A 19,110-nucleotide genomic window follows, 5' to 3' on the forward strand; every position below is an offset into this window, starting at 1 on the left:
TGACTGCCTGCCGTGCCCCAAACGCAACGGGGCGCCCGAAGGCGCCCCGTCGAGGTGGATCCATGCAGCCCGATCAGATCCGGCTGGCGATCGCCTTGGCGAACGACATGGTGTTGCCGCTGCCGCCCAGGTCCGGGGTCAACGAGTCCTTCGCTTCCAGCGTGGCGATGATCGCCGCGCGCAGGCGCTCGGCCTTCTCGCACTCGCCCAGGTGGTCGAGCATCTGCGCGGCGCCCAGCAGCAGCGCGCATGGATTGGCCTTGCCCTGCCCCGCGATGTCCGGCGCGGTGCCGTGCACGGCTTCGAAGATCGCCGCATCGGTACCGATGTTCGCGCCCGGCGCCAGGCCCAGGCCGCCGACGAGGCCGGCGCACAGGTCGGAGATGATGTCGCCGAACAGGTTGGTGGTGACGATGATGTCGAACTGCTCCGGACGCATCACCAGCTGCATGCAGGTGTTGTCCACGATCATCTCGTTGCACTCGATGTCCGGGTATTCCGCCGCCACCGCACGCGCGGTCTTGAGGAACAGGCCCGACGTCGACTTCAGGATGTTGGCCTTGTGCACGACGGTGACCTTCTTGCGGCCGGTCTTGCGGGCCAGTTCGAAGGCGTAGCGCACGATGCGCTCGGAGCCGCGGCGGGTCACCTTCTGCGTGAGCAGCGCGGTTTCGCCGTCTTCCGAGAGCGACTGGCCTTCACCGATGTACGCACCTTCGGTGTTCTCGCGCACGGTGATCAGGTCCACGCCGTCGGCGAAGCGCGATTTGGTGTTCGGGAACGACTTGGCCGGACGCACGTTGGCGTACAGGTCGAAGCGCTTGCGCAGTTCGACGTTGATCGAGCTGAAGCCCTCGCCCACCGGCGTGGTCAGCGGCGACTTCAGCGCGATGCGGTTCTTGCGGATGGAATCGAGCGTGGCCTGCGGGAGCAGTTCGCCGTGCTTTTCCAGCGCGACCAGGCCGGCATCGGCGAATTCGTACTGCAACCCGAGGTTCATCGAGTCCAGGACGTGCAAGGTGGCGTCCATGATCTCCGGGCCAATGCCATCGCCACGGATGACCGTAATCGTCTGCGTCATAGGGGGTTTCTTCCGACTGATGGGCGCCCGGTACGGGAGTACGGCGCCGGATGGTGAGCCCCGGAATTATGCCGGAAGCGGCCGGGCCCTGCAGGCGTGCGGAATCCGACGAAAGTCGGGGAAGCGGCCTGCGGACGAAAAAAAGCCCGCCGAAGCGGGCTTTTCGGGGTTCTGGAGACTCGGCCCAGCGGGACGCGCGTTCAGCCGTGGTCGTGCCCGGCCGGCGCAGCGGCTTCGCCTTGCTCCAGGCGGTCCAGGAAGTCCACGGCGCGGCGCAGGTGCGGGATCACGATCGAGCCGCCCACCACCAGCCCCACCGAGAACGCCTCGAACATCTCGTCTCGGTTCACGCCGGCTTCCTTGCATTGGGCGACGTGGTAACTGATGCAGTCGTCGCAGCGCAGCACCATCGAGGCGACCAGCCCGAGCAGTTCCTTGGTCTTCACATCCAGCGCGCCGGCCTGATAGGTCTGCGTGTCCAGTGCGAAGAAGCGGCGCACGACCTGGTTGGGTTCGGCCAGGATGCGCTCGTTCATGCGCTTGCGGAACGCGGTGAATTCGGCGACGCGGTCGTTTTCGGTGCTCATGGGGCGCCTTGTGGGGAATGGGTAAGGAAAGGGTGGGAGGCCGCCCTCACGCGGGGCAGCGGCCTGCAGCGCGTCAGTTTCGCTCAACGCGAACCGCGCTGCCTTGCGGGGTCAGGCTTGACGCGCCGACACGCCCAGCAACGGTTCCAGCCCGCCGGCGCGATGCAGGGCGATCATGTCGTCATAGCCGCCCACGTGCGTCTGGCCGATGAAAATCTGCGGAACGCTGGTGCGCCGGGCGCGCGCCAGCATCGTCTCGCGCTGGGCCGGGTCCAGGTCGATGCGGATCTCGGTCCACGACTGGCCCTTGCTCTTGAGGAAGTTCTTGGCGGCGACACAGTACGGGCAGATCGCGGTGGTATAGATGACGATCTCGGGCGCCGGAGCGCCCGGCGCGGTGGCGGGATGGGTCAAGACAATCTCCTGCATGAACTCATGGATGCGGCTGTGGTCGAATATGGGCTCGCCCCTGCGGCATTTCCACCCCGTGCGCGGAACACTGCACCCCGTGGATGCGCCGGGCCGTGATGTAAAAGGATTAACAGGCGATTCATCCCGCCGCCCATGCCGAGCCGCATCCTGCGGAACGATCGGGCCGCCGGGTCCAGAGGGAGTCCACTTGCGCCGCACCGCCCTGCTCACCGCCGCTCTCACCCTTGCCGTCGCCAGCCTGTGCGCGCCGGCGCAAGAAGCCAACCTGCCCGACATCGGCTCGTCGGCGGGCGAACTGCTGACCCCACGGCAGCAGGAAGAGTACGGCGCGATGATGCTGGCGCAGCTGCGGCACTACGACTATCTGCTTGAAGACCCGCTGATCGACAGCTGGCTGGAAACCCTCGGCACCCGACTTGCGGCCAACAGCGACAAGCCCAAGCAGCCCTTCACCTTCTTCATGTTGCGCGAACGGCAGATCAACGCCTTCGCCACGTTGGGCGGGTACATCGGCGTGAATTCCGGGCTGATCCTGGCGGCCGACAAGGAGGACGAAGTGGCCGGCGTGCTCTCGCACGAAATCGCCCACGTCACCCAGCAGCACGTCCTGCGCGGCGCCGAGCGCGCGCAGCGCGACCAGTTGCCGATCCTGCTGGCGATGCTCGGTGCGATCGTGGCCGCCCAGGCATCCAACAGCAATTCCTCCGACGACGCCGCACAGGCTGCGATGGCCGGCGCCATGGGCCTGATGCAGCAGCGCCAGATCAACTACACCCGCTCCAACGAATCCGAAGCGGACCGCCTGGGCATCCAGACTCTGGCGCGCAGCGATTACGACCCGGAGGCGATGGCGGACTTCTTCACCATCATGCAGGCGCGCTCGCGCAGCAACGGCGCCAACTACTGGGGCGAATCGCCGGACTGGCTGATGACGCACCCGGTCACCATCACCCGCATCACCGAGGCCAAGGACCGCGCGGCGCGCATCCGCCGCGAGCAGGGCACCTCCGAGGTCTGCGTGCGCGATCCAAGCGGCCCGGCCCAGTGCGAGAAGGAAACCGCTCCACGCCCGCATTTCCCGAGCGACGGCGCGGTCAATCCGCTGCTGCCGCCCACCCTGCAGGCCAACCTCGGCACGGCTTTCGGCCCGGGCGGCACCGGCCGTTTCGACTACGCCCGCGAGCGCCTGCGCGTGCTCAGTGCGAATACGCCCAGTGAGGCCATCCGCGAGTACGAGCGCATGGGCGATGCCGGCAAACAAACCGACGCCCAGCGCTACGGCCTGGCCTTCGCCCGGCTTCGCGCCAACCAGCCCGCGGTCGCGGCCACGGCGCTGGGTGATCTGTTGCAGAAGAATCCCGGCGATGTCTGGATCACCCTCGCGCTGGCCGAAGCCGAAGCCAGGTCCGGCAAGCGCGACTCGGCCGATGCCCGCTTCGAAGCCCTGCTGCGCCAGACGCCGCACAACCGCGCGATCGTCCTGAGCTATGCCGACGTGCTGGCCGAACGCGACACCCCGCAGGCCGGGAAGCGCGCCCAGGAAATCCTCCGCCCCCTGCTGGGCAGCTCGGCCAACGATGCGACCTTCCAGCGGGTATTCGCACGTGCGTGCGAGATGGCGGGCGACCCCGTCCGCGCCGGCGAGGCGTATGCCGAGGCTGCGTACCTGAACGGACGGCCGGAGCAGGCGCTGGTCCAGCTGAACACGCTGAAGCGCCGTTCCGACCTCGACTATTACGCCCGCGCCCGGATCGAAGCGCGGATCGCGGCGATCACGCCGACGGTGCTGGAACTCAAGCGCCAGGGCATCCGGGACGAAGACCTGCGCCGCCAGTAAGCGGCGTTGTGCGCGTCATGGCGCGGATGACGGTGTCATGCGCCCGTCACAAAACGGTAGTGTACTGACGCGGCTTGGCAGGACCGCCCACGGCAGGGCCTGCAGCAGGCAGGCCCCTCCATCCGCTCCCCCGGTGACCGCGTGCAGAAGCGCATCCTGATCGTCGAAGACGAACCCGCCATTCGTGACATGGTGTCCTTCGCCCTGCGCAAGGGCGAGTACGAGCCGGTGCATGCCGGCGACGCCCGCGAGGCGCAGGCCGCCATCGCCGACCGCGTGCCGGACCTGATCCTGCTGGACTGGATGCTGCCCGGCACCAGCGGCCTGGAACTCGCCCGCCGTTGGCGCAAGGACCAGCTGACGCGCGAGGTGCCCATCATCATGCTCACCGCCCGCGGCGAGGAGAACGACCGCGTCGGCGGCCTGGAAGCAGGCGTGGACGATTACGTGGTCAAGCCCTTCTCCGCGCGCGAACTGCTGGCGCGCATCCGCGCCGTGCTGCGCCGCTCGCGCGAGGACGACGAGGACGGCAGCGTGGCCGTTGGCCCGCTGCGCATCGACGGCGCGGCCCACCGCGTGTTCGCCCACGCCGCCGAGGGCGACCAGCCGGTGCAGATCGGCCCCACCGAGTACCGCCTGCTCCACTTCTTCATGACCCACCCCGAGCGCGTCTACACCCGCACCCAGCTGCTCGACCACGTCTGGGGCGGCAGCGTCTACGTGGAGGAACGCACGGTCGACGTGCACATCCGCCGCCTGCGCAAAACGCTGGAACCGCATCAACTCGACGGCATGGTGCAGACGGTGCGCGGCGCGGGTTATCGCTTTTCGGCCTCGGTGGAGGCGTGAGGACCTTCGCCGGGATTCGATATTCGGGATTGGAGATTCGAAAAAGCCTCATACAGGCCGATTACCATCCATAGACCGCGCGCTCTTGCGAATCCCGAATCCCGAATCCCCACTCCCGAAGAGCCCATGCCACCCCGAGCCCATTCCGCCTGGTTGCGCACCCTTGGCCAGCTGGCCCTGATCCTGGCGGGCGCGGCAGTGCTGGGCCTGTTGATCGGGTATCCCTGGCCGGTCATCACGGTGGCCGCGCTCGGCGTGGTTGCCTGGCACTACTGGCGCCTGCGCAACGTGTTGCTGCGCCTTACCGCCCGCCAGCGCCTGAAGCCGCCACTGGGCGAAGGCATCTGGAACGAACTCGACCGCCTCCTGCACCGCAGCCAGCAGGAAATGCGCGCGCGCAAGAAGCGCCTGATCGAGATGCTGCGCGCCTACCGCGCCGCCGCCGCGGCAATGCCCGACGCCATCGTCGTCGTGGAGCGCAACAGCCAGCGCATCCAGTGGTTCAACGAATCGGCCACCAGCCTGCTGCAACTGCGCTATCCGCGCGACATCGGTGCGCCGCTCGCGCAGCGTTTGCAGCCGCTGCAGCTCTCGCACTGGCTCGCCTCCGGACGCAACGCGGAAACGCTGGAAATCGCCTCGCCTTGGAACCCCGCCGCGACGCTCAGCCTGCGCCTGATCCCGTACTCCGACGACCTGTGGATGCTGGTCGCGCGTGATGTCAGCCGCCTGCTGCAACTGGAACAGATGCGCCGCGATTTCGTCGCTAACGTCTCGCACGAACTGCGCACGCCGCTGACCGTCGTGCACGGTTACCTCGACATGCTCGATCCTGAGGAGCATCCGGACTGGGCGCCGATGCTGGCCGAAATGCAGCGTCAGTCGCAGCGCATGACCCAGCTGGTGGAAGACCTGCTGATGCTCTCGCGCCTGGAATCGCAGGACAGCCTGCCGGCCGAGGAAACCGTCGCGATGGCGCCGATGCTGGCGACGCTGCGGCGTGAAGCCGTCGCGCTGAGCCACGGCCGCCACGAAGTCATCGTCGAAGACGCGACCGGCTGCGATCTGTGGGGTTCCAACAAGGAACTGCACAGCGCGTTCTCCAACCTGGTGAGCAACGCCGTGCGCTACACGCCGGCCGGCGGCACGATCCGCATCCGCTTCCGCCCCGAAGGCAAGGGCGCGGTGCTGGAAGTCGTCGACAGCGGATACGGCATTCCCGCCGCGCACCTGCCGCGAATCACCGAACGCTTCTACCGCGTTTCCACCAGCCGCTCGCGAGAAAGCGGCGGCACGGGACTCGGCTTGTCCATCGTCAAGCATGTGCTCAACCTGCACCAGGCGCGGCTGGAGATCACCAGCGAGGTCGGTCGCGGCAGCACGTTCTCCTGTCACTTCGGCGCCGAACGCGTGCGCCCGCGCGACGACCTCGCGCTGTCGGAGGTTTTGCCATGAATGCCGCCGTGGAAAGCACCGCGCTCGACACCGATCCGCTGCGCGACAGCGAGCTGTACTTCAATCGCGAATTGTCGGCGCTGGACTTCAACTTCCGCGTGCTGGCGCAGGCGCAGGACCCGCAGGTGCCCTTGCTGGAGCGGCTGCGCTACCTGTGCATCTCGTGCACCAACCTCGACGAGTTCTTCGAAATCCGCGCCGGCACGCTGCGCCACGCACAGGACCTGGGCGTCCCGCCGGGACCGGACGGCCTCTCGCCCGCCACCGTGCTGGCGCGCATCCACGAACGCGCCGCGCACCTGGTCCAGCAGCAGTACGAATGTTGGAACAACGTGCTGCGTCCTGCGCTGGACGAAGCCGGCGTGCGCGTGATGCATCGCGACGGCTGGAGCGAACAGCAGACGCAGTGGCTGCGCGAGTACTTCCGCGACGAGATCATGCCGGTGCTGTCGCCGCTGGGCCTGGACCCGGCGCATCCGTTCCCGAAGATCCTCAACAAGTCGCTGAACATCGTCGTCGTGCTCAAGGGCAAGGACGCATTCGGCCGCGAGGGCCACCTGGCCATCGTGCGCGCGCCGCGCTCGTTGCCGCGCATCATCCAGATTCCCGAGGACGTCTCCGGCGGCAAGCACGATTTCGTGTTCCTCTCGGCAGTGCTGTCGGCGTTCGTCGACGAGCTGTTCCCCGGCATGCAGGTCAAGGGCGCGTACCAGTTCCGCGTCACGCGCAATTCCGAACTCATCGTCGACGAGGACGAAGTGGAGAACCTCGCGCTCGCCCTGCGCGACGAACTCGTCGGCCGCGGCTACCTGCGCGCGGTGCGGCTGGAGATCGCCGAGCAGTGCCCGGACGACATCGTGCGCACGCTGCTGGAGAACTTCGACCTCACCGAGAACGCCGTCTATCGCATCAACGGCCCGGTCAACCTCAACCGCGTCATCCAGGTCTACGATCTGGTGCAGCGCCCGGATCTGAAGTTCCTGCCGTTCCAGCCGCGCCAGCTGTCGGGCGTGGAGGCGATGTTCGACAAGATCGCCGAAGGCGACGTGCTGCTGCACCACCCCTTCGACGCCTTCACGCCGGTGCTGGAACTGCTCAAGCAGGCCTCCGAAGACCCCAACGTGCTGGCGATCAAGCAGACGCTGTACCGCACCGGCAAGGAATCGCAGATCGTCGACAGCCTCGTGCAGGCCGCGCGCAACGGCAAGGACGTGACGGTGGTGGTCGAGCTGCGCGCGCGCTTCGACGAGGAGGCCAACCTCGGGCTTGCCGATCGCCTGCAGGACGCCGGCGTGCAGGTGGTGTACGGCGTGGTGGGCTACAAGACGCACGCGAAGATGATGCTCATCGTGCGTCGCGAAGGCCGCCGGCTGCGCCGCTACGTGCACCTGGGCACCGGCAATTACCACAGCGGCACCGCGCGCGTTTACACCGACTTCGGACTGTTCACGGCCGATGCCGACATCGGCAACGACGTGCACCTCATCTTCCAGCAGCTGTCGGGCCTGGCGCCGAGCATGAAGCTCAAGCGCCTGCTGCAGTCGCCCTTCACGCTGCACGCCGGCGTGCTCAAGCGCATCGACCGCGAAACCCGCCACGCCAAGGCCGGAAAGCCCGCGCGCATCATCGCCAAGATGAACGCCCTCAACGAGCCGCAGGTCGTGCGTGCGCTCTACCAGGCCTCGCAGGCGGGCGTGCAGATCGACCTGATCGTGCGCGGTGCGTGCACCGTGCGACCGGGGCTGCCGGGCATTTCGGAAAACATCCGCGTGCGCTCCATCGTCGGCCGCTTCCTCGAGCACCATCGCATCTACTGGTTCGCCAACGACGGCGACCCGGACCTGTTCTGCTCCAGCGCCGACTGGCTCGAACGCAACCTGCTGCGCCGCATCGAGACGGGTTTCCCGATCCTCGCGCCGGAGCTGGCCACGCGCGTGTACGAGGAGGCGCTGGCCAATTACCTCGCCGACAACTGCACCGCCTGGACCCTGCAACCCGACGGCCACTACGAGCGGCTCACGCCGGGCGAAGGCGAGACGCCGCACTCGGCACAGCTGTCGCTGCTGGGCAACGTCGGCGCCTGATGCGGCGCGATCTCGCCCGCGATCTGGCCATGGATGGACGCCACCACCGCTGAACGGGGATCATGTACGCATGAGCGACGCCTTCCCCACCAGCAAACTGCCGCTCGTCGATGGCGACCTCCTGGCCGCCGTCGACCTGGGCTCCAACAGTTTCCACATGGTGGTCGCGCGCTACGTGCTCGGCCAGCTGCGCATCGTGGACCGTCTGCGCGAAACCGTGCGCCTGGCCGAAGGCCTGGACCGCAAGGGCGGCCTGTCGCCTGAAGTGCGCCAGCGCGCGCTCGAATGCCTGGCCCGCTTCGGCCAGCGCATCCGCGACATCCCGCCGCAGCGCGTGCGCGCCATCGCCACCAACACCGTGCGCCGCCTCGCGGTGCCGCAGGCGTTCCTGATGCCGGCCGAAACCGCACTGGGCCACGCTATCGAAGTCGTCGCCGGCCGCGAGGAGGCGCGCCTGATCTACCTTGGCGTCGCCCACGCGCAGCCCGCGCGCCCGGGCGAGCTGCGCATGGTGATCGACATCGGTGGCGGTTCGACCGAATGCATCATCGGCTCCGGCTTCGAGGCGATCGAGCGCGAGAGCCTGCAGTTGGGCTGCATCGCGACCACGCGTCGCTTCTTCGAGAACGGCAAGCTCTCGCGCAAGAAGTGGAAGGAAGCGCTGACCGAAGTCACCGCCGAGTTCCAGCAGTTCGCCGGCACGTACCGTGCGCTGGGCTGGAATGAAGCGCTGGGTTCGTCCGGCACCAACAAGGCCATCGGCGACATCTGCGCGGCGATGAAGCTGACCAAGGGCGCAGTCACGGCCGAAGCGCTGCCGGTATTGCGCGACCGGTTGCTGCAAGCCGACCGCATCGAGGCCATCGACCTGCCCGGCCTGTCCGCCGACCGCCGCCCGGTGATCGCCGGCGGCGTGCTGATCCTGGAAGCCGCGTTCGACGCGCTGGGCCTCAAGCGCATGGCCGTGAGCAAGGCGGCGATGCGCGAAGGCGTGCTGTACGACATGCTCGGTCGCGGCGGCGCGGACGATCCGCGCGATGCCTCGGTGGCCGCGCTGATGCAACGCTACGGCATCGACGACAGCCAGGCGCGGCGCGTGGCCGGCACGGCGATGCGCTTGTTCGAGCAGGTCGCGCAGGCGTGGTCGCTGGACGCCGACGACAACCTCATGCTGCAACGCGCCGCGCGCCTGCACGAACTGGGCTTGGCGATCGCGCACAGCCAGTACCACGTGCACGGCGCGTACATCGTCGAGCATTCGGACATCGCGGGTTTCTCTCGGCAACAGCAGCAGTTCCTCGCGGCGCTGGTGCGCACGCATCGGCGCAACATTCCCAAGTCCGCATTCGATGCACTGCCGGACCGCCTGCTCACATCGGCGCGCAGGCTGGCCGCACTACTACGACTGGCGGTGCTGCTGCACCGCGCGCACGAGGCCGATCCGATTCCGCAGCTGGACGCGCGCGCCGAAGGCAATACGCTCACGCTGACCGTATCGCGGCGCTGGCTTGATGCGCGTCCGTTGGTTCGCGCGGATTTGGAAGGTGAGCCGGAAGATATCGGCGGCTTGGGCCTGTCGCTTCAACTCAGTGCCAATTGATCGACAGCGGTCGCTTGTCCCGCTTCAGCACTGATTGAGCCGAGTCCAGGCTCCTTTCTACCTTCGCCGTCTGACCAGGCGCTTTCGCGATGTCGAGAGCGCAATGCTCGTCCTTTCACTACGAAGGTAGATGCACTTTTCTCATTGCTCCGAGCGTTGATCGCCGACACGCTCCTCCTCGCCAAAGGAAAGTTGGGCAGTTCAAGCGAAGCTCCTCCGAACTGCACCTTCCATTGGCCCATAAAGCCAACACGCGAGGAACGTATGTTGCGATACAGATGCATAGGACCAGCCCTGCTACTGCTCTACTCAGGCATTACCTTCGCTGCCTGCCAAGACGCTGGCCGATTTCAAAGCAATGACACCACGATCTCGATCCGCATGGAGCCGGAGAATCCCCGGCCAGGCCAAGAAGTCACCCTGATCGCCCTACTTGAAGCACCCGTCGGCTCGTTTTCGGTGTCATGCCTAACAGCCGATAAGAACTACGACCCGTGGAATCCGAAGCACACTGAAACCGGCGGAACCGTCAGCATCTTCTCCGGGCAGAACCTCATTGGAAGCAGGCAAATCACTCCCTCAAACACGGGACCTCAACAGCAAAAGGCTCAAGTGGATAGCGGCGGCGTACGGTTCTACTACTACGGATTCAACACCAGCACCTACTCGCTGAAATACACGCTCCCGTCGTCGCCAGGCAATTACACGTTCTCCGCGACATTCAGCGGAGACAACTACTTTGCCAAGGGATCAAGCTCCCCGGCACTGACCGTTCAAAGCCGAGTTCGCGATATCACGCCAGCCCTGATGCTGCTTTTGAACTAAACCCACGGGCCTAGCGCCATCTGCTTGTCTGCAGAAACAACATAAAGGTGAAAAAGGATGAACAACCAAATCTCTGCTTCGAACATCTCCCGCAAGAATTCGCTGGCCAAGCGCAAGATTGCGGCAGGACTTCTGTCGATGCTCGTGCTGGCATCTTCTCTGCCCGCCTACGCGGCCGGATCTTCTCAGGGGTCGATCAACCAGGTTCTCTTCATGCCGATCGGAGCAGTACTCGTCGTTCCCGCGCAGATTGCGACCCCTGCTGCGTGCAACACGGCCAGACGATTCGCCATCAATACGAACGACGCCTCCGGCAAGGCGCAACTTGCCGGCCTCCTGTCGGCGCAGGCGAGTGGAAAGTCGGTGACCATCTACGGCACTGGCGAATGCAACATCTGGGGAGACTCGGAGTCGGTGCAGATATTGGTGCTCCAGTAACCTACCGCCGGCAGACAGCAAAAGGCGACCGAAAGGTCGCCTTTTGCATTTCAGTACCGCGCCTCTATGGGCGCCGTTCGCGGGAACAGCAGGCGCTCAAAGATGCGGCTCCGGCGGCACCACATGCTCCGCCGGCAGCGCGCGCAATTCCGCCGCGCGCACCAGCACCGTCGGCGGAGTGTGCTCCTCCGGGATCGAGAAGATCTTCATGCGGCGCAGGAACAAACCCGGCCCGCGTGCGGAGGTGAACGCCACGATCGGAATCGACAGCAGCAGGCCGAGGATCACCGGTGCCATCCACGCCGCCAGCGACGGCGAGATCAGGTACGCCATCACGCCGGCGATCACGCCCAGCACGGTCACGCCGCCGTAGCTGCGCACCAGGCCCGACAGCGGCAGCGTGCCGTCGTCGCGACGCTGCGCGTCCCAGCCGGAGTCCTTGCCGGCCAGCACCTCGGCCACGCCGCGCGACTGCACGTACATCGTCACCGGCGCCATCAGCGCGGCCAGCAGCGTTTCCAGCAGCATGCTCAGGAACGAGCGCACCATGCCGCCGCATCCGCGCCGCGTGTCGCGGTCGAAGAACAGCGTGAGCCAGCCCATGAACTTCGGCGCCAGCAGCACCGACATGGTGAGGATGAACACCCACAGGAAGCGTTCCGGATCCTGCTCGCGCCAGTAGGCCGACGGCGAAAAGCCCGGCAGCGTGAACATCTCCAGTCCCAGCCCCGCCTTGTACAGCGGGATCGCCAGGCCGACGAGCATCAGCATCGCCCACATGGGCGACGTGAAGTAATGGCCGATGCCCATCATCAGGTGCCAGCGGCTGACCCAGTGCAGTCCCTTCGCCGGCAGCACCGCGCCGTGCTGCAGGTTGCCCTGGCACCAGCGGCGGTCGCGCACGAGCATGTCGGTGAGCGAGGGCGGGCCTTCCTCGTAGCTGCCGCCGAGGTTGGGCACCATGTGCAGCGCCCAGCCACCGCGACGCATCAACGCCGCTTCGACGAAATCGTGGCTCAGCACCGTGCCGCGGAACGGCCGGGGACCGAGCAGTTCCGGAAGGCCGCCCTCATCGGCGAAGGCGCGCGTGCGGATGATCGCGTTATGGCCCCAGTAATTGCTCTCCGAACCGTGCCACCACGCGATGCCGTGCGCGATCACCGGCCCGTACACGCGCCCGGCGAACTGCTGCATGCGCGCGAACAACGTGTTGCCATTGACGATCATCGGCAGCGTTTGCACCAATGCGACGTCGGGATTGCGCTCCATCGCACCGACCAGGCGCACGATGGTGTCGCCGGTCATCAAGCTGTCGGCGTCCAGGATCAGCATCTGCGGATACGCGCCGCCAAAGCGCCGCACCCACTCGGCGATGTTGCCGGCCTTGCGCTCGCGATTGTCGATACGCAGCCGGTAGAACACGTTGGCGCCGCCGCCGATGCGCTCGCGCAGCGCGGCGAAGGCGCGTTCCTCGTGTGCGCGGATGTCCGCGCGCGTCGTGTCGCTGAGCACGAAGAAATCGAACTGCGACATCTGACCGGTGGCCTGCACCGATTCGTAGATGGCCTGAAGGCCCGCGAGCAGGCGCTCGGGGTCTTCGTTGTAGGTGGGCATCAGCAGCGCCGTGCGCGTGCCCAGCCGCGGCAGCGCCTGCGCCGATTCCAGGCCCAATCGCGCGCGGTGACGGCCGACGATCAGCACGAAACCGGCCAGTGCGCCGACGAACGCCTGCGCGATCCACGCGAACAGCCCGACGAACAGCACCAGCAGGATGCCTTCCAGAATGTCGATGCCGCCGCCGCGCAACACCCACCAGATCTGGTAGGTGGCGATCAGCGTGAGCAGTGCGGCGCCGCCGATCACCGCCGTGCGCCGCAGCGTCATGGCGCGCGGCGTCGTCGGCAGCGATGCGTTTTGCAGCGCGCCTGCACGCAGCGTCTGCACCGGCATCGTCAGCGGCGCTTCGGGCGGCAGCCACGGCGAGGCGTCGCCGCCCACGGGAATCGTCACCACCGGCGGAACGTGAACTTCGGTCACAGGGTCCACCGATAAAGCCAGGTTTCAGTGAGCGGGCCGCGTTCGTCGCCGAGCACCGCGCGCAACTCGATGCTGCGTTCCTCGCCCGGGACCAGTTCGAAGCCCAGTCGCCAGCCGCCCGCGCCCGGGTTCGGATGCGCGGTGACGTTAGCGATCTTCCCCTTCGACGCGGTCACGTCCGCGCGCACCTTGGCGTTGTCGCCCAGGCCCGCCAGGCGGCCGCCGTCGAAGTCGATCACCACCAGCCTCGCCTTGCCGGTGTTCTCACCGAAGGTCAGCCCGCCGATGCGCGTGCGCGCCACGGTGGCGAGTTCCGGCTTCCAGCTGTGCTGGTCGCACCAGTGCATTCGGTAATCGAAACGGTGCTCGCGGCCGGCGGCCAGCGGCTGCTTCGGGCGCCAGAAGGCGACGATGTTGTCGTGGAATTCGTCCGCCGTCGGCAGCTCGAACAGGTGCACGGCGCCGTCGCCCCACTCGCCCTGCGGTTCGATCCACAGGCTCGGGCGCTTCTCGTAATGCGCTTCGCTGTCGGCGTAGTCGGCGAACGTGCGCTTGCGCTGCATCAGGCCGAAGCCGCGCGGGTTGGTGTCCTCGAAGGCGCTTTCCTGCACCGTCGAAGGATTCTGCAACGGCCGCCAGATCTGTTCACCGCGACCGTTGACCATGCCCACGCCGTCGGAGTCGTGCACCGCCGGGCGGTAGTCGTCGATGCCGACGCGGTCGTTGGAATCGAACTGGAACATGCTCGTCAGCGGCGCGATGCCCACCTCGTCCAGCGGCACGCGCGGGAAGATGCGCGCGGAGGCGTCGAACACCGTCTGCTCGCCCGGCGTGATGGTGAAGCGGTACGCGCCGGCGACGCTGGGGCTGTCCAGCAACGCATGCACGGTGATCTGCTTCGCGCCGGGCGCCGGGCGCTCCAGCCAGAACGCGCGGAACACCGGGAATTCCTCCTGCGTCCCGCCGGTCTTCAACGCCAGCCCGCGCGCCGACAGCCCATAGGCCTGGCCCTTGGCGACGGCGCGGAAGTAGCTGGCGCCCAGGAAGGCGGCGATCTCGTCGAAATACTCCGGCCGGTTGATCGGGGCATGCAGGCGGAAGCCGGCGTAGCCCAGGTCGGTCTCGGTCGGCGCCTTCACGCCCTGGAAGGTGAACTGCGACGGTTTGTAGACGACCGGCGTCGCCTTGCCTTCGGCCACCTGGTAGATGTCCACGCGGTCGCGGAAGAAGAAGCCGCGGTGGAAGAACTGTGCCTGGAACGGCAGCCCCTCGCTGCGCCACAACGCCTGCGCCGGGTTGAAGCGGATGCTGCGGTACTGGTCGTAGCCGATGCGTTCCAGCGAAGCCGGCAGCTGCTTGCTCTGCGGCACGAACGGTTTGGCCGCCAGGGCCCGCGCCATGCCGGCGACGGTATCGGCATCGAACGCGCTCGCGGCGCCCGACGGCGCCCACGCGTGCGCCTGCGCGCCTCCCAACAACGACCACACGGGCCAGGACAGACCGGCCAGCAACACTTCGCGTCGGTGCACGCGCACTCCTTGGGCGATGTCAAAGCGATTCATTCTAGGGAGGGATTCGTTAATCGGATCGACACGGACGGCCATTGACGCCGGGTTTTCACTCCCGTCACACCGGGTAACCGTTTTCAGTCCCGGTTTGCGGACAGCCGCGTCATCCGCGCGTCATCCCGCTGCCATCGCCGGTACACCGCCGCGGCTCAACCTTGCGCAAACCGGGAGCCGCGCATGCGCTATGCGATCGTCAGCGAAACGTACCCGCCGGAGATCAACGGGGTCGCCCTCACCGTCCAGGGACTGGAACAGGGACTGAGGACGCGCGGCCACGAGGTCCAGCTCATCCGTCCCCGGCAGGGCGCGAGCGACCGCGCCGCCGCGCACGAGGTGCTGGTGCGTGGTGCGCCGCTGCCGCGCTACCCGGGCTTGCGCCTGGGACTGCCGGCGGGCGGACGCATTCGGGACGCGTGGCGCGCCGCGCGACCGGATGCGGTGTACGTCGCCACGGAAGGTCCGCTGGGCTGGTCGGCGTTGCGCGCGGCTCGCCGGCTCGGCATTCCCGCCGCGAGCGGCTTCCACACCCGCTTCGACGAATACATGCGCGACTACGGCGCCGGCTTCCTCGCCGGCACCGCGCTGCGCTGGATGCGCCGCTTCCACAACCATGCCGATGCGACGCTGGTGCCCACGCGCGAGCTGGTCGAGTTCCTGCGCGCCCAGCGTTTCGACAACGTCGTCCGTCTGCCGCGCGCGGTGGACACGGCGCTGTTCGATCCGCAGCGCCGCAGCGCCGCGTTGCGCGCGCAGTGGGGCGCGGGCGAGCAAACGCTGGTGGCGATCTACGTCGGCCGCATCGCCGCGGAAAAGAACCTCGAGCTGGCCGTGCGCGCATTCCGCCAGCTGCAGGCGGTGCGTCCGGATGCGCGTTTCGTGTGGGTCGGCGACGGGCCGGCGCGGGCGAAGCTGGAACAGGACAACCCCGACTTCCTCTTCTGCCGCGTGCAGCGCGGCGAAGCGCTGGCGCGGCATTTCGCCAGCGGCGACCTGTTCGTGTTCCCGAGCCTGAGCGAGACCTTCGGCAACGTCACGCTGGAAGCGCTCGCCAGCGGCGTGCCGACGGTGGCGTTCGACTACGGCGCCGCGCGCGAATACCTGCGCGACGGCGTGCACGGCGCGGCGATCGCCTCGCACGACGAAGCCGGCTTCGTCGCCGCATGCGTGCGCCTGGCCGCCGACGACAACGCGCGCGAAACGATGCGCACGGCGGCGCGGCAGGCCGTGGCTGCACTGCGCCCGGAACAGGTCAGCGCGGACTTCGACGCACTGCTGCAGCAACTGATCGACGCGCGCAGCGCCGACACCCTCACCCCGACCGCAGCCGAACGGGAGGCGTCATGAAACTTCATTCCCTGCACAAGCGCTCGCTTCACGACCGACTGGCCGCAGGCGACTCCGGCTGGTGCCTGCGCGCGAACCGCTGGGGCGAACGCGGGCGTTCGCGCTCGTACTTCGCCGCGGTGAGCCGGCTCGGCGACGGCGTGTTCTGGTACGTGCTGATGGCCGTGCTGATCGCGGTGGACGGCCTGGATGGACTGGCCGCCTCCGCGCACCTGGCCGCCACCGGCGTGATCGCGCTGACGCTCTACAAACTGCTCAAGCGCTGGACGCGCCGCCCGCGACCGTTCGCTTCGGACCGGCGCATCCACGCGTGGGTGGCGCCGCTGGACGAGTTCTCGTTTCCGTCGGGCCACACGCTGCATGCGGTGGCTTTCAGCCTGGTCGGCATCGCGCACTACCCGGTGCTGGCCTGGGTGCTGGTGCCGTTCACCGCGAGCGTGGCGGCCTCGCGCGTGGTGCTGGGGCTGCATTACCCGAGCGATGTGATTGCGGCGACGGCGATCGGCACCGCGCTGGCGGGTGTGTCGTTGTGGCTGGTGCCGGGGGTTTCGTTGTTCTGAGGGGTGCGTGCAACGAGTGCGTGAGTGCGTGAGTGCGTGAGTGCGTGGGCGTGTGGGCGTGTGGGCGTGTGGGCGTGCGGGCGTGAGGGCGTGAGGGCGTGAGGGCGTGCGGGCGTGCGGGCGTGCGGGCGTGCGGGCGTGAGGGCGTGTGTGAGCCTAGCGGTCGTCAACCCGAAGCCGTCATCCCTGCGAAGGCCGGGATCCAGGCTGTCACGCCTTCCGACACTTCTCGTCATTCCAGCGGACGCTGGAATCCATTTTGCTGTTGCTGTTCATAGGCAGCGGGAAAGCGTGAAAAGTCCCTGGATTCCCGCCTTCGCGGGAATGACGGTGAGGTGGTTTTCCGCAAAGGGAGTGCCCGTGCTTTACGGGCCTGGGTCCCGGCCTTCGCCGGGATGACGGTGGATTTGCTGTGGCTACGATGGATTTGCTGTTGCTGTTGCTGTTGCTGTTGCTGTTGCTGTTGCTGTCGAACAGCCTGTCAGGTCCCTAGCCCCGAAGGGCGCCGCACATGGATGTGCGGCGGTGAGCGCTGAGCCATGGATGGCGAATCGCGAACGCGCCCTTGCTCCGTCCGGTCGTGGGATTGATCTGGGCCCACTGCCCTTTCTTTTGGTTACTTTTCTTTGGGCAAGCAAAGAAAAGTGACCCGAGCGGCGTAGCCGATCGGAAGCTTTGTTGTTGCTTCCTTCTTTGAGAAGCCTGCCAAAGCCAAATCAAAATGGATTCCAGCTTTCGCTGGAATGACGGTGATGAGGGGCCGTCACCGGCGTGCCCAAGCGCCGACGTCAGAGGCCGGAGGCCAGACGCCAGACACCAGACACCCCCTACGCCGCCCGCACCACCCTTGCCCGCGCCACGCTCGGAAAATACTGCGCCGCCCAATCGCGATCGTTCGCCACCTGCGCATGCGAGCGGCTGGCTTCCAGCGCCGCGAAGTCCAGCGTCGCCACCGCCCAGCGCTGCTCGCCGCGCGTCTGCACCACCATCCCGTCGTGCGGCAGGCCCACGTCCATCGGCGCGATCAACGCCGCCTCTCCCGTGTTGACGTCCAGCGCCGGACTCCACGGCGCTTCGCCGGCCGTGACCGCCTGCGCGACGAAACACCGGTTCTCCAGCGCGCGCGCCAGGCAGCCCACGCGCACGCGCGTCGCACCGGCGTCGGTGTCGGTGCAACTGGGCACGATCAGCAACCGCGCGCCGGCCTCGCATTGCGCACGCACCGGCAGCGGGAACTCGCTGTCGTAGCAGACCGCGATCGCGCTGCGCACGCCGTCGGTTTCGAACACCTTGAGCTCATCGCCCGATTCGATCACGCCCGTGCCTTTCTCGAAACCGGTCAGACGCAGCTTGTCCTGCCACACATGCGCGCCGTCGGGTGCGAAGGCGTAGCTGCGGTTGCGATAACGGCCGCGCCCGGTGTCGAGCAGGAACGTGCCCGCAACCACATGCAGGTCGCGCTCGCGCGCCAGGCGCGAGAACAACGCGATCCAGTCTGCGTGATAGCGCTGCGTCGCCGCCAGCGAGGCATGCAAGTCACCGCGCGTGGCCGCGTCGAACGTGGCGGCCAGTTCCAGCGACAGGTATTCGGGCAATACCGCGATGCGCGCGCCCAGCGCCTGCGCTTCGTCCAGCCACTGCGCCTGCTTGTGCGCGAAGGCGTCGAAATCCGCCGGCGCGTCGATCGTGTACTTGGCCACGGCCACCTTGAGTGCGGTGGCCGGGCGGTCCTGCGTTGAAGTCATCGGGTGCGCTCCAGGGGCCGCAGCCAGAAAGTGAGGGTGTGGTCGACCTCGCCGGCCTGCCCGACTTCGCGCCACGGCAGGCGGGCGCGCAGTTCCGGGCGCGCACGGTAGCCGCGCTTGTTCCAGAACGCGTCGTTGCCGCGCTGGAAGGCCGGCCGACGCGGGTGCGTGGGTTCGCGATCGACCGCGCAGAACGCCGTCCACGCGTAGTCGCCATAACTGCGCGCGTGGGCTTCGCGTTCGTCGAAGAAGCGATGGCCGATGCCGCGACCGCGGTACTGCGGCAGCAGCACGGATTCGCCGCAATAGAACACTTCGGCCGGATTGATCGACGTCTGCGCGAAGGCTTGCGTGAACGCCTCCGATTCGTCCGCCAGCGGCAACCCGGTGGAGGCGCCGACGACGAGATCGCCGTCGAAGGCCAGCACCGCCACGCTGCGCGGCGATTGCAGGTAGATCTTCAGGTACTGCGCCTCGTAGTCCTCGTCGCCGTCATACAGGTACGGCCAGTCGCGGAACACCGCGATGCGCAGCGCGGCCAGGTGGCCGAGCCAGGGCTCGATCGCGGCGCCGTTGTAGCAGCGCACGTCGAGCGGGCGGGCGGTGTCGAGCGGTTTGACGTCCATGACGTACATGGTAGGGGACCCCGGTCGGAGGATGGGCGGCGG

General features: G+C 67.4%; 16 protein-coding genes. 9 read left to right on the forward strand and 7 right to left on the reverse strand.

Going from position 1 to position 19,110, the window contains the following annotated elements:
- Positions 1–73: 73 nt before the first annotated feature.
- From AAFF32_RS16725 to grxC, 3 genes are all read right to left on the reverse strand, one after another.
- Positions 74–1,081 carry an isocitrate dehydrogenase gene (locus AAFF32_RS16725; RefSeq protein WP_216962559.1) on the reverse strand — a complete coding sequence of 336 codons (1,008 nt, stop codon included), beginning with the start codon at positions 1,079–1,081 and terminating at the stop codon, positions 74–76.
- Between the two features lie 200 nt (positions 1,082–1,281).
- A complete protein-coding gene (locus AAFF32_RS16730) occupies positions 1,282–1,668 on the reverse strand; it encodes a carboxymuconolactone decarboxylase family protein (protein WP_216962562.1) in 387 nt (128 codons plus the stop codon).
- A 111-nt stretch (positions 1,669–1,779) separates the two neighbouring features.
- Complete coding sequence (gene grxC, locus AAFF32_RS16735) at positions 1,780–2,082, reverse strand: glutaredoxin 3 (RefSeq protein ID WP_254200521.1); 303 nt, start codon at positions 2,080–2,082, stop codon at positions 1,780–1,782.
- 175 nt (positions 2,083–2,257) lie between these two features.
- On the opposite strand from grxC, the gene AAFF32_RS16740 reads away from it, so the two are divergent.
- The 7 genes from AAFF32_RS16740 (at position 2,258) to AAFF32_RS16770 (ending at position 11,188) form a co-directional block, all read left to right on the forward strand.
- A complete protein-coding gene (locus AAFF32_RS16740) occupies positions 2,258–3,937 on the forward strand; it encodes a M48 family metalloprotease (protein ID WP_342317299.1) in 1,680 nt (559 codons plus the stop codon).
- A 141-nt stretch (positions 3,938–4,078) separates the two neighbouring features.
- On the forward strand, positions 4,079–4,786 hold the full coding sequence (gene phoB, locus AAFF32_RS16745; protein ID WP_216962568.1) for a phosphate regulon transcriptional regulator PhoB: 708 nt from the start codon (positions 4,079–4,081) through the stop codon (positions 4,784–4,786).
- A gap of 126 nt (positions 4,787–4,912) precedes the next feature.
- Entirely contained in the window at positions 4,913–6,241 is a 1,329-nt protein-coding gene (phoR, locus tag AAFF32_RS16750; protein ID WP_342315803.1) for a phosphate regulon sensor histidine kinase PhoR, read from the forward strand.
- Positions 6,238–8,325 carry a polyphosphate kinase 1 gene (ppk1, locus tag AAFF32_RS16755; protein WP_216962574.1) on the forward strand — a complete coding sequence of 696 codons (2,088 nt, stop codon included), beginning with the start codon at positions 6,238–6,240 and terminating at the stop codon, positions 8,323–8,325. The genes phoR and ppk1 overlap by 4 nt, the downstream gene beginning before the upstream one ends.
- 70 nt (positions 8,326–8,395) lie before the next feature.
- Positions 8,396–9,925, forward strand: a complete 1,530-nt coding sequence (ppx, locus tag AAFF32_RS16760; protein WP_342315804.1) for an exopolyphosphatase — start codon at positions 8,396–8,398, stop codon at positions 9,923–9,925.
- Positions 9,926–10,306: 381 nt separating this feature from the next.
- Positions 10,307–10,750: a hypothetical protein gene (locus AAFF32_RS16765; RefSeq protein ID WP_342315805.1), complete on the forward strand. Its 444-nt coding sequence runs from the start codon at positions 10,307–10,309 to the stop codon at positions 10,748–10,750.
- Between the two features lie 57 nt (positions 10,751–10,807).
- A complete protein-coding gene (locus AAFF32_RS16770) occupies positions 10,808–11,188 on the forward strand; it encodes a hypothetical protein (protein WP_342315807.1) in 381 nt (126 codons plus the stop codon).
- 96 nt (positions 11,189–11,284) lie between these two features.
- Here the strand turns inward: AAFF32_RS16770 and mdoH are convergent, their stop codons facing one another.
- Both mdoH and AAFF32_RS16780 read right to left on the reverse strand, forming a co-directional pair.
- Positions 11,285–13,201, reverse strand: coding sequence for a glucans biosynthesis glucosyltransferase MdoH (gene mdoH, locus AAFF32_RS16775; RefSeq protein ID WP_342317300.1), 1,917 nt, complete (start codon positions 13,199–13,201; stop codon positions 11,285–11,287).
- A gap of 20 nt (positions 13,202–13,221) precedes the next feature.
- On the reverse strand, positions 13,222–14,754 hold the full coding sequence (locus AAFF32_RS16780; RefSeq protein WP_342315809.1) for a glucan biosynthesis protein G: 1,533 nt from the start codon (positions 14,752–14,754) through the stop codon (positions 13,222–13,224).
- A 216-nt stretch (positions 14,755–14,970) separates the two neighbouring features.
- Between AAFF32_RS16780 and AAFF32_RS16785 the strand changes: the two genes are divergently transcribed.
- Positions 14,971–16,137 carry a glycosyltransferase family 1 protein gene (locus AAFF32_RS16785; RefSeq protein ID WP_342315810.1) on the forward strand — a complete coding sequence of 389 codons (1,167 nt, stop codon included), beginning with the start codon at positions 14,971–14,973 and terminating at the stop codon, positions 16,135–16,137.
- Complete coding sequence (locus AAFF32_RS16790) at positions 16,134–16,697, forward strand: phosphatase PAP2 family protein (protein WP_216962602.1); 564 nt, start codon at positions 16,134–16,136, stop codon at positions 16,695–16,697. The genes AAFF32_RS16785 and AAFF32_RS16790 overlap by 4 nt, the downstream gene beginning before the upstream one ends.
- A gap of 827 nt (positions 16,698–17,524) precedes the next feature.
- On the opposite strand, the gene AAFF32_RS16795 is transcribed toward AAFF32_RS16790, so the two are convergent.
- Positions 17,525–18,442 (reverse strand): carbon-nitrogen hydrolase family protein, encoded by a 918-nt coding sequence (locus AAFF32_RS16795; protein WP_342315811.1) that lies wholly within the window; start codon positions 18,440–18,442, stop codon positions 17,525–17,527.
- Positions 18,439–19,068 (reverse strand): GNAT family N-acetyltransferase, encoded by a 630-nt coding sequence (locus AAFF32_RS16800; RefSeq protein WP_342315813.1) that lies wholly within the window; start codon positions 19,066–19,068, stop codon positions 18,439–18,441. Before AAFF32_RS16800 ends, AAFF32_RS16795 begins: the two co-directional genes overlap by 4 nt.
- Between the last annotated feature and the right edge of the window lie 42 nt (positions 19,069–19,110).

The sequence above is a fragment of the Lysobacter sp. FW306-1B-D06B genome, from assembly GCF_038446665.1.
Lineage (GTDB): Bacteria > Pseudomonadota > Gammaproteobacteria > Xanthomonadales > Xanthomonadaceae > Lysobacter_J.